This is a genomic window from Clostridium nigeriense (assembly GCF_900086595.1).
Classification (GTDB): Bacteria; Bacillota; Clostridia; order Clostridiales; family Clostridiaceae; genus Clostridium; species Clostridium nigeriense.
Genome location: NZ_LT575472.1, coordinates 1,889,346 through 1,903,659 on the forward strand (window position 1 = coordinate 1,889,346; position 14,314 = coordinate 1,903,659).

The 14,314-nt window shown below is 26.5% G+C and carries 13 protein-coding genes and 1 other annotated feature; of the genes, 9 read left to right on the top strand and 4 right to left on the bottom strand.

Annotation, left to right across the window (positions count from 1 at the left end):
* Positions 1–5 precede the first annotated feature (5 nt).
* Both BN6774_RS08995 and BN6774_RS09000 read right to left on the bottom strand, forming a co-directional pair.
* Positions 6–1,385 carry a sensor histidine kinase gene (locus tag BN6774_RS08995; protein ID WP_235829651.1) on the bottom strand — a complete coding sequence of 460 codons (1,380 nt, stop codon included), beginning with the start codon at positions 1,383–1,385 and terminating at the stop codon, positions 6–8.
* 124 nt (positions 1,386–1,509) lie between these two features.
* The gene (locus BN6774_RS09000) at positions 1,510–2,184 is read right to left on the bottom strand and encodes a response regulator transcription factor (protein WP_066892807.1); all 675 of its coding nucleotides are present in this window, start codon (positions 2,182–2,184) and stop codon (positions 1,510–1,512) included.
* A 284-nt stretch (positions 2,185–2,468) separates the two neighbouring features.
* On the opposite strand from BN6774_RS09000, the gene BN6774_RS09005 reads away from it, so the two are divergent.
* Genes BN6774_RS09005 through BN6774_RS09015 form a run of 3 tightly spaced genes read left to right on the top strand, consistent with a single transcriptional unit; the run spans position 2,469 to position 5,453 of the window.
* Entirely contained in the window at positions 2,469–3,710 is a 1,242-nt protein-coding gene (locus BN6774_RS09005) for a M16 family metallopeptidase (protein WP_066892809.1), read from the top strand.
* 13 nt (positions 3,711–3,723) lie between these two features.
* Entirely contained in the window at positions 3,724–4,359 is a 636-nt protein-coding gene (gene recX, locus BN6774_RS09010; RefSeq protein WP_066892811.1) for a recombination regulator RecX, read from the top strand.
* Positions 4,360–4,382: 23 nt separating this feature from the next.
* Complete coding sequence (locus BN6774_RS09015; RefSeq protein ID WP_084766956.1) at positions 4,383–5,453, top strand: transglutaminase-like domain-containing protein; 1,071 nt, start codon at positions 4,383–4,385, stop codon at positions 5,451–5,453.
* 176 nt (positions 5,454–5,629) lie between these two features.
* Here BN6774_RS09015 and BN6774_RS09020 read toward each other — a convergent pair whose 3' ends face one another.
* On the bottom strand, positions 5,630–5,995 hold the full coding sequence (locus BN6774_RS09020) for a tetratricopeptide repeat protein (RefSeq protein WP_066892813.1): 366 nt from the start codon (positions 5,993–5,995) through the stop codon (positions 5,630–5,632).
* Positions 5,996–6,218: 223 nt separating this feature from the next.
* Between BN6774_RS09020 and BN6774_RS09025 the strand changes: the two genes are divergently transcribed.
* From BN6774_RS09025 to BN6774_RS09030, 3 genes are all read left to right on the top strand, one after another.
* Entirely contained in the window at positions 6,219–7,163 is a 945-nt protein-coding gene (locus BN6774_RS09025; RefSeq protein WP_066892815.1) for a carbohydrate kinase family protein, read from the top strand.
* 58 nt (positions 7,164–7,221) lie between these two features.
* On the top strand, positions 7,222–7,347 hold the full coding sequence (locus tag BN6774_RS18970) for a CPC_1213 family protein (protein ID WP_268873135.1): 126 nt from the start codon (positions 7,222–7,224) through the stop codon (positions 7,345–7,347).
* A 120-nt stretch (positions 7,348–7,467) separates the two neighbouring features.
* Positions 7,468–7,690: a binding site (T-box leader), on the top strand.
* 116 nt (positions 7,691–7,806) lie between these two features.
* Positions 7,807–10,449 carry a valine--tRNA ligase gene (locus tag BN6774_RS09030; protein ID WP_066892818.1) on the top strand — a complete coding sequence of 881 codons (2,643 nt, stop codon included), beginning with the start codon at positions 7,807–7,809 and terminating at the stop codon, positions 10,447–10,449.
* A gap of 283 nt (positions 10,450–10,732) precedes the next feature.
* Here BN6774_RS09030 and BN6774_RS09035 read toward each other — a convergent pair whose 3' ends face one another.
* Positions 10,733–11,164, bottom strand: coding sequence for a hypothetical protein (locus BN6774_RS09035; protein ID WP_066892820.1), 432 nt, complete (start codon positions 11,162–11,164; stop codon positions 10,733–10,735).
* Positions 11,165–11,270: 106 nt separating this feature from the next.
* On the opposite strand from BN6774_RS09035, the gene BN6774_RS09040 reads away from it, so the two are divergent.
* From BN6774_RS09040 to BN6774_RS09050, 3 genes are read left to right on the top strand one after another with little or no spacing between them, the layout of a single operon-like run.
* Positions 11,271–12,170 carry an ATP-grasp domain-containing protein gene (locus BN6774_RS09040; RefSeq protein ID WP_235829599.1) on the top strand — a complete coding sequence of 300 codons (900 nt, stop codon included), beginning with the start codon at positions 11,271–11,273 and terminating at the stop codon, positions 12,168–12,170.
* Complete coding sequence (locus BN6774_RS09045; RefSeq protein WP_066892822.1) at positions 12,167–12,952, top strand: ATP-grasp domain-containing protein; 786 nt, start codon at positions 12,167–12,169, stop codon at positions 12,950–12,952. The genes BN6774_RS09040 and BN6774_RS09045 overlap by 4 nt, the downstream gene beginning before the upstream one ends.
* A gap of 5 nt (positions 12,953–12,957) precedes the next feature.
* Positions 12,958–14,265, top strand: a complete 1,308-nt coding sequence (locus BN6774_RS09050) for a bifunctional folylpolyglutamate synthase/dihydrofolate synthase (protein ID WP_066892824.1) — start codon at positions 12,958–12,960, stop codon at positions 14,263–14,265.
* Positions 14,266–14,314 lie beyond the last annotated feature (49 nt).

The window sequence follows — 14,314 nt, forward strand, 5'->3', positions numbered from 1 at the left end:
TCCTCTTATTCATATATTTCTTCATCATTTGCCTTTTTTAAAGTAAATGTAAATTTAACTCCATCTTCTGTATTAAATAAGGAGTAGGAGCTTTCATGTAAGTTTAGAATTCTTTTTACAATAGCAAGACCTAAGCCATTACTATTATTAGAAGAGTTTCTTGCTTTATCTATTCTATAGAATTTATTATACAAATTATCAATTTCTTCTTCTGGAATATGAATACCTTTATTTTCTATTGCAATAATAATGATATCATTTATATTATTTACCTCAATTATTACGTCATTCCCCTTTGGAGTATATTTAAGTGCATTGCTAATTAGATTAGTTAATACTTGTTCTAATTGAAAAACATCTCCCATAACATAGCAATATTCTAAATCTGTTTTAAGTTCTAGTTTTATATTTTTTAAATCAAATTCTAATTTAAAGCTTTTTAAAAGCTTTCTTACTAATCTTAAGATATTAAACCTATCAATAACTAATTCTAGGTTGCCTGATTCCAATTTCGAAAGTTCTAACATATTAGTTACTAGTTTATTCATTTTATGGGATTCATCGATTATAGTTTCAAGATAAAATAATGCATCTTCTCCAGTAGCTATGCCATCTTTTAATCCTTCAGCATAGCCTTCAATTATACCGATAGGAGTTTTTAAGTCGTGAGATACACTTGCTACGAAGTCTTTTCTCATTTCTTCTAATTTACGCTCTTTTTCAATATCTTCTTCTAGTTTTTTATTTTTAAGTTTTAAATCATCTAAAGCATTTTTTAAAGTTGAAGATAAGAAGTTTAGTGTTGTAGCTAAATTTCCTATTTCATCATCAGAACTTTCTTCACACTTTACTGTAAAGTCCATAGCAGACATTCTTTTTGCTACTTTATTTATATTTACTAATGGCTTAGATATTAAGTTTGCATAGACAGAAGATAAAAATATGCCAATTATACTAAAGCCTAAAAATAAGTAAAAATAGAATTCTTTAATTACATCAGTAGCCTCGTTAATAGGTTGCATAGAAGATACTGCAACTATAAGAGAATCATTTTTTGAGTTTAAAGACATAGCGCCAACAGTTCCAATTTTAGTAGTATTGGAATATTTATTTTCAAAAACTGTTGTTTCTGTTTTTCCAGTAGTAATAACTTTATTAATAAGATATTTATCGTTTAAAAGTTCTGTGCAAAAGGCAGTAAGGGTTTTAAAATCATCAGTATTATTAACATAATTAGTCAAATACTTAAGTTGACCATCTTTAGAAAATATAGCAACCTTAGAGTTATTTTGTTGCTCGATTCTAAATAATTCTTCTATTAAATTCTTATCATCAGTTATATTATAAGAGTATAATTCACTAAATTTATTTATTTCTCTAGTCATATCTTTTATCTTTTTGCTTAGATAAAATTCTTCGAAAAAAAGATTTTGAAATAACATACTAAAAATTAAAACAGTAAAAATTAATCCAAAGGTTATTAAAAATAACTTTTTTGATATACTAAATTTACTTCTTTGCTTCAAATCTATATCCACTTCCTCTAACTGTAATTATATATGAAGCCTTTTCTCCAAGTTTTTCTCTTAATCTTTTTATATTTGTATCTACTGTTCTTAAGTCACCATAATAATCTAATCCCCAAACATTATCTAATATGGTATCCCTTGATAATGCTATTCCTTCATTATCTGCTAAATAAGCTAAAAGCTCAAATTCTTTTGGAGAAAGGTTAATTATTTCATTATTTATCTTAACCTCATGAGATAACTTGTTTATAGTAAGACCATCATATTCATTTAAGCTGGAAAAGGTTTCCTCAGAGGTTCTTTTTAATAGAGCTTTAACTTTAGCAATTAAAACTTTAGGAGAAAATGGTTTAGTCATATAATCATCAGCACCCATTTCATAACCAAATAATTTATCTTCCTCTTGACCTTTAGCAGTAAGTAAGATAACAGGAACTGATGAAACTTTTCTAATAGTTTCTAAAACTGTTATTCCGTCAACCTTAGGCATCATTATATCTAGGATAACTAAATCTATTTTATTATTTATAAAGTAATTAATTCCCTCATCACCATCACAAGCTTCTATTATATTAAATCCTTCCCTTGCAAAATAATCACGAAGTAAAAATCTTATGCGAGTTTCATCTTCAATTATTAAGATATTCTTTTTCATAAAAGCCCTCCTTATATTCTTATATAATTTTTCAAATGTAAAACTTATTAATTTATATTAAATTTAAAGTAGTATAAATGTAAAACATTTAATTAACTTATACACTAATTATAAGTGTCAATAAAAATCTGGTAAAGCATTATTATCAATAATTTAAATTAAAAGAACTAATGATGTAGATTATTAGTGAAAACATAGATATAATATTTATATTGTTATATTTTAAAGATAATCATATTATACTTAAAATAAGCTTAAATAATATGAGGGATAGGTGGACTTGAATGTTTAAATTGAATTTTGATGTTAAAAGACATTTTTTAGATAATGGATTAGAAGTAATAACTATAAAGAAGGATACTAAGATTACGTCAATTAATGTTGGTGTTAGAGTTGGCTCTCTTTATGAAGAAATGCATGAGAAGGGTATATCTCATTTTATAGAACATATGCTTTTTAAAGGGACTAAAACAAGAAATTACGAAGAATTAAATGATGCTTTGGAGTTTTTAGGTGGGGAGTATAATGCATATACTGATTATACATCAACGGTTTATACCATTAGCTGTTTAGAGGAAGAACTTAAAAATGCTATAGGGATATTAGGGGATATGATAATAAATCCAGAATTTAATAAAGGGGAATTAGAAAAAGAAAGAGGAGTTATACTTGCTGAAATTAGAGCAAGTAAAGATGATATAGAGGATTTAAGTTTTAAAAGAACTAATGAAATTGCTTTTAAGGAAAATCCATTAAGGTTTGATGTAGCTGGATTAGAGGAGAATGTTAAAACTTATAAAAGAGAAGATTTATTAAAATACTATAAAAAATATTATACTTCAAATAATTCTTTAGTTACAATTGTATCCTCTTATGACCATGAGGATGCATTAAAAGAAATAAAAAAAGTTTTTTCGTCTTGGGAACCTGGAGAAAAAGTAAATAAAAAAGTTATAGAAGAAAATAATATTCCTAAACTTGTTACAACAATAAAAGAAAATATAGAGCAAAACACAATAGTATATTTATATACATTCTACAATTTAAATAAAGAGCTAGAATTACCTCTTAGAATTTTAAATCATAGACTTGGAGAAAGCTCCAACTCTCTTTTATTTAGAGAAGTAAGAGAAAAAAGGGGACTTGCCTATGATATATATACTAGTATAGATATGACTAATAATGTTAAGACTTTATATATCTATACAGCTGTAGGTGAAGATGATTTAGATTCTGCAATTGAGGCAATTGATGAGACTATTACACAAATTAAGAATGGAAAACTTTCTATAGGAGAAAAGGACTTAGAGCTTATGAAAAAAGTTCATAAGACAGCAGTTATTTCAACTTTAGAAGATCCATCAGAACTATGTAACTATATGCTTCATCAAGGGTTAGATGGTGAAGATATTTATGAATTTGTAGATGATATGGAAAAATTAAATAGTTTAGACATTAAAAAGATTCATGATGTTGCAAATAGTGTTTTAAATGATCCTACAATTCATATACTGAAATCTAATTAAAAAGAGGATAAATATGAATATAATTACTAAAATTGAAGTACAAAAGAGAAATAAAGATAGAGCAAATATTTATATTGATAATGAGTATGCTTTTTCCTTAAGTAACGAATTAGTTTATAAGGAAGGACTTAAGACTAATGAAAAAATTAATATTGAAGAGATACAGGTTATTGCAAAGGAAGATAATTATTTAAAATGTAAAAATACTGCATTAAGGATAGTTGAAAAAACCTTTAAGAGTGAAAAAGAGTTAAGGGATAAACTTATTTTAAAGGGATACGAAAATGAAGAAATAGATAAAACTATAAAATTTTTAAAAAAATATAGTTTTATATCTGATGATAATTATACAAAAATGTATGTTAAGGATAAGAGTAGACTTCAAGGCAAAAAAAAGATTAAATATGACTTAATGAAAAAGGGAATAAGTGAAAATATAATAGAGGAAGAAATTTCTAATATTGATAGAGATGATGAAAGAGAAACAGCATATAATTTAGCAATAAAAAAATATAATACAATAGCCAAGAGAGAAGATGATAAGTTTAAATTATCACAAAAGCTATATAGATACCTTTTAACTAAGGGCTATGATTATGATACAGTTTCATATGCTGTAAAAAAAGTTACAACTATAGATGATATTTAAATTATTTTAAAGGAGAGACATTAATGATTGCATACTTACCACATATCATATGTGCCTTATTAATGATTTTTTCAATGAAAGATAGTATTAAGGGTTCTTTAGAAGACGAAAGTGCAAAATATTCATTAAATAGGTTAATATATTATTTCTCCATATTCGTAACATTTTTAATTATGCTTTTAAATTTAGAAAAAATATATTTATCAATTTTACAATTTATAAGTAATAACCCTAATTTAATGATTTTAAATAATAATTTATTTAAGGCATTAATTTTGGGAACTGTATTTCTTTTAATTCAATCTATAATTTATTTATTGCTAAAGTGGCTAAATGAACCTCTAACAAAGGCATATAATATACTTCTTAATAATGGGAAAATAAGAATAGTTATATTTTCTACTATATTTGGTTTTATAAAAGGTTTAGTAGTTATATTAATAATGTTTATGGGGATTATTACATACAACTCTACTTTTGGTAGAGAAATGAAAATAAATCTTTTTAAAAACATAAAAGGATATAATACCTTAGAAAATATAGTTAATATAAATAAGCCTATTTTATCATATAGTGATTTTAAGGAGTATTTACCTTCTAATTCAAATGTTATAGTATATTATAATGGAGTTACTTTAGAAGATGGAATAAAGTCATTACCTGAAATAGATGAAAAAGCAAAAGAAATAGTAAGTAGTGCTAAAAGCGATAGAGAAAAAGCTAAAAGATTATATGCTTGGATTGGGTCTAATATAAAATATGACTTTAATAAGGCAGAAAAGGCTCTTGGACCAGAAGGAGTAAGCAATAGTGGTGCAATAGAAGCTTGGAATACTAGAAGTGGAATATGCTTTGATTACGCCTGCCTTTATGTTGCAATGGCAAAAAGTGTTGGACTAGGAACTAGAATAATAACCGGCGAAGCATACGATGGGCAAAATTATGGACCACATGCTTGGAATGAAGTTTTCTTAGAAGATGAAGGACTATGGGTTAATGTTGATCCTACTTTTTATTTATCAGGAGATTATTTTGATAATATAGATTTTAATAAAGATCATTTAAATGCCGAAATTGCAGGGGAATGGAGGTAGGAGCCAAGCTACTAATTAAAAATTAATAATGGAAAATAAAGGACAGAATTCTTTAGGATTACTAAAATTTTTAATATATGATTATTATTTAATAGAAAGTTTAAGTAAAAATAATCCAATAATATGAGTTAATCTATTTTATTAATTAGAATAGAAAACTTATATTATTGGATTTTTTAGTTCGAAATATCCCACTTTTTATTTTTCGCCATAATTAAATTAATTGCTTTTTCACAATCTGTATCGCTAGAGTCTAGAGACCAAGCAATATTAAAATAAATCAAAGCCTTTTTTACATCTTCTTTCATAGCATAGCAATAAGCTAAATTGAAATAGTACTTACTTTCTTGTTGCATGGATAAAGCTGTTTTTATCATCTCAATTGCTTTATCAAAATCTTTAGTTTTTATATAACAAACTCCTGAATTATAATAAGAACAAGCAGTATTTTCATTATTATCTATAGCTGTTTTATAAAATTCAATAGCTTTTTCATATTCTTTAAGATTATAATATTTATTTCCTTCATTAAAGAAATTCATATAGTCCTCCTAGATTTAATTATTATGTTATTAAAATTATTTCCATATTTATAAGTTAATATTCAATATATGAAGTTAATAGAAAATTTGAGAATGAAACAGTGACTTTTATATAAATAATATAATTCGACAAAGTTTTTAAAAATTACTTTATTTTTTTATGTTTCTTTAATATAATGTATTTATATTTTTTTAGTGGACTTTATAGAGCGGGAGAGATGGTATGTATAATAATGATTCTTATATTTTAGTATTAGGGGCATCAATAGTAGATATTATAGGTTTTAGTAGAAAAAAATATAATCAAAGAGATTCTATACCAGGGCAAATAAAAATATCTTTAGGTGGAGTTTGCAGAAATATTGCTGAAAATTTAGCAAGAGTTAATGTAAATACAGAATTTATATCAATTTTGGGCGGAGACGATCAAGGAAAAAACATTATAGATAATTCTAAAAAAATAGGATATAGTATGAAACATTCATTAATATTAGAGAATGAATATACACCAACTTATATGGCTATTTTAAATGAAAATGGAGAAATGGAATCTGCTATTGTAGATATGGAATGTTTAAACAAAATGGATAGGGCTTTTATCGACTCTAAAGCAGATGTAATTGAAAATGCGGAATATGTAATTTTAGATGCTGATAATCCTGAATTGTTGGAATACATTTTAACTAAGTTTTATGGAAAGACTAAATTTATTTTGGACCCAGTATCTGCAACTAAAGCTAAAAAAGTGAGTCACTTAATTAAATATTTTCATACAGTAAAACCAAATAGGTTAGAAACAGAATTTTTATGTGGATTTAAAATTGAAAATGATGAAGATTTACTTAAAGCTGCAAATCACTTTATATCATTAGGCGTAGAGAATGTATTTATAAGCTTAGATGCAGATGGAATATACTATAAAAATTATACCGAAGAAGGTAAGATTAAAACTACTTGTGTTGAAGTCAAGAATGTTACAGGAGCTGGAGATTCTTTTGTAGCTGGTGTTGGATATGGGTATATGAATAATCTTTCTATAAAAGACACAGTAAAATACGCTATAGCTATGTCTATAGCAACAATAATACATGAAGAAACTATAAATCCAAGTATGAGTGAAGATTTTATAAATGAATTTATAAAAGAAATGAGCTGGATTGAAGGTTAATTACATAAAATATATCTCTTTTACATAAGCTAATGATACAAGCACGGAGGTGAAAGAGATGAGTAAGAAGCCTAAGAATAGTCATAAAAAACATATTAATCACAATCCACAAGTAGAGAGTGTAAAAGCAGCTTTTGGAGAACCAAAGGCAAAGGAACACGATCCAAAGGATTTTAAAATTTAAGATAAAAATATTTTAATTAAGCTACCTTAAAGGTAGCTTTTCTACTTTTATATTTAATTGTATAGTAGAATATTGACAAACAGAATAATATATTATAAGATAACCTTACAAAATCATATATTAAAAGCAATGAGAAAGAGGAGTAGGGAATACTGCATATTAAAGAGAATGAAGGTCACTGGCTGAAAGCCTTCTATATTAAAGTATCCTGAAGGTAGCTTTTGAGCATCTTTACTGAACTAAAGTAGGTAAAGGCGGCGGTCTTAGTCGTTAATAAATAAAGAGCTTAATATAATTTTTTATGTTAAGAAAAAAGGTGGTACCGCGAGACTTCGTCCTTTTGTGATGAAGGCTCTTTTTTTATTCAAAAAAATAGTTTTAATGTTATTTTAAATTTTAATTATAAGAAATTAAATATCATTAGATTTTAAATACTAGGAAAATAAAGGAGGAACACATATGTCTGAAAAGAAAAATTTAGCCACAACTTATAGCCCAAAAGACTTTGAAGAAAGAATATATAAAAATTGGGAAGATAAAAAATATTTCACACCTGTAGTAGATAAAAATAAAAAGCCATTTTCAATTGTTATGCCACCACCAAATATAACTGGAAAGCTTCACTTAGGTCATGCTCTTGATAATACTCTTCAAGATATGCTTATAAGATTTAAGAGAATGCAAGGATATTCAACTTTATGGTTACCAGGACAGGACCATGCTTCAATTGCAACAGAAGTTAAGGTTGAAAATGAACTTCTTAAAGAAGGTTTAGTTAAAAAAGAAATGGGAAGAGAAGCCTTCCTTGAAAAAGTTTGGGAATGGGCAGATGAATATAGAGGAACTATAAGAAATCAGCTTAAGAAAATGGGAGTTTCTTGTGACTTTTCAAGAGAAGCCTTTACTATGGATGAAAACTTAAATAAAGCAGTTAGAACTGTTTTTGTTAAGTTATATAACGAAGGTTTAATTTATCAAGGAAATAGAATAACTAACTGGTGTCCAAAGTGTTCAACAGCACTTTCAGATGCAGAAATAGAATATGAAGAACAAGATGGCTTCTTCTGGCATATAAATTATCCATTAGCTGATGGTAGTGGATATTTAGAAATAGCAACTACAAGACCAGAAACATTACTTGGTGATACTGCAGTTGCTGTAAATCCAAATGATGAAAGATTTAAAGCTCTAGTAGGTAAAATGATTAAATTACCATTAACTGATAGAGAAATTCCTATAGTTGCTGATGATTATGTAGATATTGAATTTGGAACTGGAGCTGTTAAAATAACACCAGCACATGATCCAAATGACTTCCAAGTAGGAGTTAGACATAACTTACCACAAATTAGAGTTATGGATGACCATGGAGTTATTAATGAATTAGGTGGAAAATATCAAGGGTTAGATAGATATGAAGCAAGAAAACAAATGGTTAAAGATTTAGAGGAATTAGGTTTATTAGTAAAAGTTAAACCTCATACTCACAATGTTGGAACTCATGACAGATGTAATACTGTTATAGAACCAATAATATCTAAACAATGGTATGTTAAGATGGAATCTTTAGCAAAACCTGCAATAGAAGCAGTAAAGAGTAAAGAAACTAAATTTGTTCCTGAAAGATTTGATAAAATATACTTTAACTGGATGGAAAACATTCAAGATTGGTGTATATCAAGACAATTGTGGTGGGGACATAGAATTCCAGTTTGGTACTGCGATGATTGTAGAGAAATTATAGTTGAAGTAGATGCACCAGAAGTTTGTCCTAAGTGTGGATCAAAACACATGCATCAAGATGAAGATGTATTAGATACTTGGTTCTCATCAGCATTATGGCCTTTCTCAACTTTAGGTTGGCCAAATAAAACAGAGGATTTAGAATATTTCTATCCAACTAATGTATTAGTTACTGGATATGATATTATCTTCTTCTGGGTTGCAAGAATGATATTCTCAGGAATACACAACATGGATAAAACTCCTTTTGATACTGTATTAATTCATGGAATTATAAGAGATTCAGAAGGAAGAAAAATGAGTAAGTCTTTAGGGAATGGAGTAGATCCGCTTGAAGTAATAGATGAATATGGTGCTGACGCCCTAAGATTTATGCTAGTTACAGGTAACTCTCCTGGAAATGATATAAGATACATCCCTGAAAGAGTTGAAGCTGCTAGAAACTTTGCAAATAAAATGTGGAATGCATCTAGATTCGTTATGATGAACTTAGATACTGAAATAATGAAAAAGTATGAAGATTGCAAAGAATATAGCTTAGCTGACAAATGGATTCTTTCAAGAATGAATAATTTAGTTAGTGAAGTAACTGAAAATATGGAAAAATACGAACTAGGAATTGCTCTTCAAAAAGTATATGACTTTATGTGGACTGAATTCTGTGATTGGTATATAGAATTAGTTAAGGGTGTATTATACAGTGACGATGAAAAGGCAAAGGGAATAGTTTATAACGTTCTAAATACAGTTCTACAAACAGGACTTAAATTATTACACCCAGTAATGCCATTTATAACTGAAGAAATATTTACTACATTAACAGATGGTGAATCAATAGTTGTTTCAAATTGGCCAGAATATAATGAAGCATTAAGAGATGATAAAGCTGAAAAAGATATGGACTTTATAATTGAAGCAATTAAGGGATTAAGAAATGTTAGAGCAGAAATGAATGTTCCACCATCAAGAAAGGCTAAGGTTATAGCTTACACTACAAGTGAAGCAAAAGAAGCCTTTGAATCAGGAGTTAATTATATAGAAAAATTAGCATCTGCTTCTGAAGTAGCATTTATAGCTGATAAAAATGAAGTTCCAGAAAATGCAGTATCTTTAGTTGTTAAGGGTGGAGAATTATTTATGCCTTTACTTGACTTAGTAGATAAGGAAAAGGAACTTGAAAGATTAAATAAAGAAAAGAAAAAATTAGAAGGTGAAGTAGAAAGAATTGATAAAAAGCTTTCTAACCAAGGCTTCGTTTCTAAAGCTCCACAAGCTGTAATTGATGGAGAAAAAGAAAAGAGAGAAAAATATCAAGAAATGCTTAATGCAGTTTTAGTAAGAATAGAAGCACTTAAGTAGAATGAAAAATTAAGAATTAAAAATTTAGAATTGTGGAAGTAATTTGTTCCAAATTACCCAAATAGAATTTTTAATAATTAAGAGTGTAGATTTGTAAAAATTACATTGAATTTATTTTAAGGGGGTATTGTTAATATAAATTTATTAGCAATATCCCTTTATATATTACACATTATTATTTATACTTTCAACCTTCACTTTACAAAGAGATAAACATTGTATGAGGTTGACTTGGAGCGCATGCGACGGAGCAAGGAATATAATGTTTATCTCTTTTTGTAGGTTAAAAGATTTGTAAAATAGTATTTGCTATAGTACTATTTGGATATTCTTTAATTACTTCTTCTGCTATTTTAATAGCATCGTATTGTTTTAAGTAAGCAGTAGGTAGGGTTGCGAATATAAGTAGCCATTCTTTATATTTAATGTTGTTTTCATATTGTATAGCTTTTTTTATATGACTAAAGGATAGTGATTCATAGGATAAAGGTGTTAGTACTATAAAAATATAGTATGACATTAGATAATGAGCATAGGATAATTCTTTAAGCTTATTATTTTCTTCAAGTTCATAAATTTTATTTATAAGCCAAAAATAGAAATTGTTTTTTAAATAGTAATCACTGTTTTTTAATTCTATTAAGGTTTCTTCATTTATTTCATAAATAGATATTTTATCTAAATTTAATTTTAAAACTTCATTTAAATCATTCATAATTTACTCCTTTAATAAACATAAGATAATAATAGTATAAAGGTTGACAAAGAAAATTAAAAGTGATAAAAATAGGTTAATTAATACTACATAATAAGAAGGTAGGATGAATATGATAGGTTGGATAATTTATAATGGGACCTTAAATGTTCCTAAAATTAAAGAGTTAGTAAATTCTTTAGTTAATGATGCTAAGGAATTAAATATAAATTTAATTGATGTAAAAAATACTGAAATAATTCCTATGTTTTCTAGGGATGGAAAGGCAGAACTATTTTATTTAAGAAAATTAGAAAAGCCAGACTTTATAATTTTTTGGGATAAGGATGTACTTTTAGCAAGGCATTTAGAAAAAATGGGATATAGAGTTTTTAATTCTAGCAGTGCAATTAAATATTGTGATCATAAAGGGTTGATGCATTTAACTCTTTCTAACAATAAAATAAATATGCCAAGAACTATTCTTTCCCCGATGATATTTGATTCATCTTTAAACAATAAAGATTACTTAATAAAGTGTTATGAAACTTTTGGTGAAAGTGTAATAGTAAAGGAAGCTATGGGTTCCTTTGGAATGCAAGTTTATTTAATAAATAATAGAGAAGACTTTATTAGTAAGGTTAATGAATTAAATAATAAAAATTCGGATTTTATAATTCAAGAAAATATTAGAAGTAGCTTTGGAAGGGATATAAGGGTTAATATAATTGGAGATAAGGTAATAGGGGCAATGCTTAGGGAGTCTGAAGTTGATTTTAGAGCTAATATTACTCAAGGTGGAAAAGGTAAATTAATAGAGCTTACTAAGGAACAAGAAGAGTTAGCATTAAAGGCTCATAAAGTATTATGCTTAGATTTTTCAGGAGTTGACTTGTTATTTGGAGAAAATGATGAACCATTACTTTGTGAAGTTAATTCTAATTTAAACTTTTTAAGCTTTGAAAAAATATGGGGAAAAAGCTTTGGGAAAAAAATATTAGAATATATATTAGGTGAAATAAAATGATAAATGGAATAGTTATTTATAATGAAGAAGATGTAGAAAAAAATAAAGCTTATATAAATTGGCTTATAGTTGAGGGGAAGTCTAAAAATCTTAATATTAAACTTGTATTAGATAAAGATATAGACGAATTAAATTATGATTATAAATTTGCTATAAATAGATCTAGAAATTTTGATTTAACTTATAGATTAGAAGAAAAGGAAATTAGAGTTTTTAATAAATATAAATTTGCAGTTTTAGGTAATGATAAACTAAAAGCTTATGATTATATAGAATCAAAGAGTATTAATTATCCTAAAGTATATAGGTCTTTAAATGAAATTTATAAAGAAAAAAAGATAATAGAAAAGCCTAAAAATGGTCATGGTGGGAATAATATAAGAATAGTAGAGGATTTTGATAATTTAGATTTTAATAAAAATGTATATCAAGATTTTATTGAAGATTATATAGGTGATATAAGATTTTATATAATAAATAATAAAATTGAACATGCAGTTATAAGAATACCTAAGAGAGATTCTTTAGTTTCTAATTTTACAAAGGGTGGAAGTGTAGAAATCTATAATTACTCTAATGAAGAAAAAGAAATAATTAATAAGATTTTAAAGGATATAAAAATAGATTTTGGCGGAATAGATTTTCTATTATCAAAGGATAGGAAAATTTTATTTAATGAATTTGAAGATGCTGTTGGAAGTAGAATGTTAAGTCATTTAGGTATAAATGATACTATGGATAAATTTTTAAATCACATAGTTAATGAAATAAAGAGGGGGTAAGGAAGATGAGAGATAAAAGTACTTTAGAATATTTAGAAAGGCTAAGGACTTTAGGATCAAATTATGGTCTTGAGCGTACAGAAAGATTATTAGAACTTATAGGAAATCCTCATAAAAAAATAAAGTTGATACATATAGCAGGAACAAATGGAAAGGGATCAACTTCTGCAATACTGGGTAAAATATTAATTGAACATGGATATAAGATTGGCTTTTTTAATTCACCACATTTAGAAGAAATAGAAGAAACTATAAGAATAAATGATGAAAATATAAAGGAAGAGGATTTTGTAAGTTTAATAAAGGAAATAAAGCCATTTGTAAGTCAAGTTGTAGAAGAAGGGTTTAATCATCCTACTGAATTTGAAGTTTTAACTTGTATTATGTTTTTGTATTTATATAGAGAAGAAGTTGATTTTGGAATTATTGAAGTTGGACTTGGTGGAAGGCTTGATTCAACTAATGTTTTAACTCCAATATTATCTATAATTACATCAATAAGTTTAGATCATACAAATATTTTAGGAAATACTATTGAAGAAATAACTAAAGAAAAGGCAGGTATTATTAAAAACAATATACCAATAATAACCTGTATGCAAAAAGATGAAGCAATGAAAGTACTTACTGAAGAGTCTATTAAAAAAGGGTCTGACTTAATAATTGTTAATCCTAATAACTATAAGTTTTTAAGTATAGATAATGAAGAAATCGTAAATCAAAAGGTATTAGTAAAATTAAAAGATAAAGAAGAAATCTTAAATTTCTCTTTATTAGGAAGTCATCAAATTATTAATTTATCTTTAGCCTTAGAGGCTTTAAAGGAGTTAGAAAGATTAAATTATATAGAAATAGATACCAACAAGATTAAAACTGCTACTAAAAAGGTTAAATGGAAGGGTAGGCTTGAAATATTAAATAAAAGTCCTTATATAGTAATTGATGGAGCTCACAATGTAGATGGAATTAAATATTTAAAGGATAATCTTAAAGATTATTTTAAATATAAAGATTTATATTTAATTCTTGGAATATTAGCTGATAAAGAAGTGGAAAAAATGCTAGAGATAATAGTTCCATTGGCAAAAGAAGTTTATACAGTTACATCTAATTCAATTAGAGCTACAAGTTTTGAAGAGTTAAGAGTATTATCAGAGAAATATAATAAAAATTCTTTAGGATTTGATGATTATAAAGAAGCCGTTAACTATGCAATAGACAAGGCTGATAATGGAGATTTAATTTTAGCATGTGGGTCCTTATATATGATTGGAAAAATAAGAAGAATATTTAATAAATCAATTAAATTATAATTTTAAAAGATAAAGAAAGTACTTTTAGTTATACTCTTTTTTAAATTTT

Coding starts and splice junctions, on each gene's coding strand:
- BN6774_RS08995 (WP_235829651.1), bottom strand. CDS start 1,385: ATGACTAGAGAAATAAATAAATTTAGTGAATTATACTCTTATAATATA.
- BN6774_RS09000 (WP_066892807.1), bottom strand. CDS start 2,184: ATGAAAAAGAATATCTTAATAATTGAAGATGAAACTCGCATAAGATTT.
- BN6774_RS09005 (WP_066892809.1), top strand. CDS start 2,469: ATGTTTAAATTGAATTTTGATGTTAAAAGACATTTTTTAGATAATGGA.
- recX (WP_066892811.1), top strand. CDS start 3,724: ATGAATATAATTACTAAAATTGAAGTACAAAAGAGAAATAAAGATAGA.
- BN6774_RS09015 (WP_084766956.1), top strand. CDS start 4,383: ATGATTGCATACTTACCACATATCATATGTGCCTTATTAATGATTTTT.
- BN6774_RS09020 (WP_066892813.1), bottom strand. CDS start 5,995: ATGAATTTCTTTAATGAAGGAAATAAATATTATAATCTTAAAGAATAT.
- BN6774_RS09025 (WP_066892815.1), top strand. CDS start 6,219: ATGTATAATAATGATTCTTATATTTTAGTATTAGGGGCATCAATAGTA.
- BN6774_RS18970 (WP_268873135.1), top strand. CDS start 7,222: ATGAGTAAGAAGCCTAAGAATAGTCATAAAAAACATATTAATCACAAT.
- BN6774_RS09030 (WP_066892818.1), top strand. CDS start 7,807: ATGTCTGAAAAGAAAAATTTAGCCACAACTTATAGCCCAAAAGACTTT.
- BN6774_RS09035 (WP_066892820.1), bottom strand. CDS start 11,164: ATGAATGATTTAAATGAAGTTTTAAAATTAAATTTAGATAAAATATCT.
- BN6774_RS09040 (WP_235829599.1), top strand. CDS start 11,271: ATGAATATGATAGGTTGGATAATTTATAATGGGACCTTAAATGTTCCT.
- BN6774_RS09045 (WP_066892822.1), top strand. CDS start 12,167: ATGATAAATGGAATAGTTATTTATAATGAAGAAGATGTAGAAAAAAAT.
- BN6774_RS09050 (WP_066892824.1), top strand. CDS start 12,958: ATGAGAGATAAAAGTACTTTAGAATATTTAGAAAGGCTAAGGACTTTA.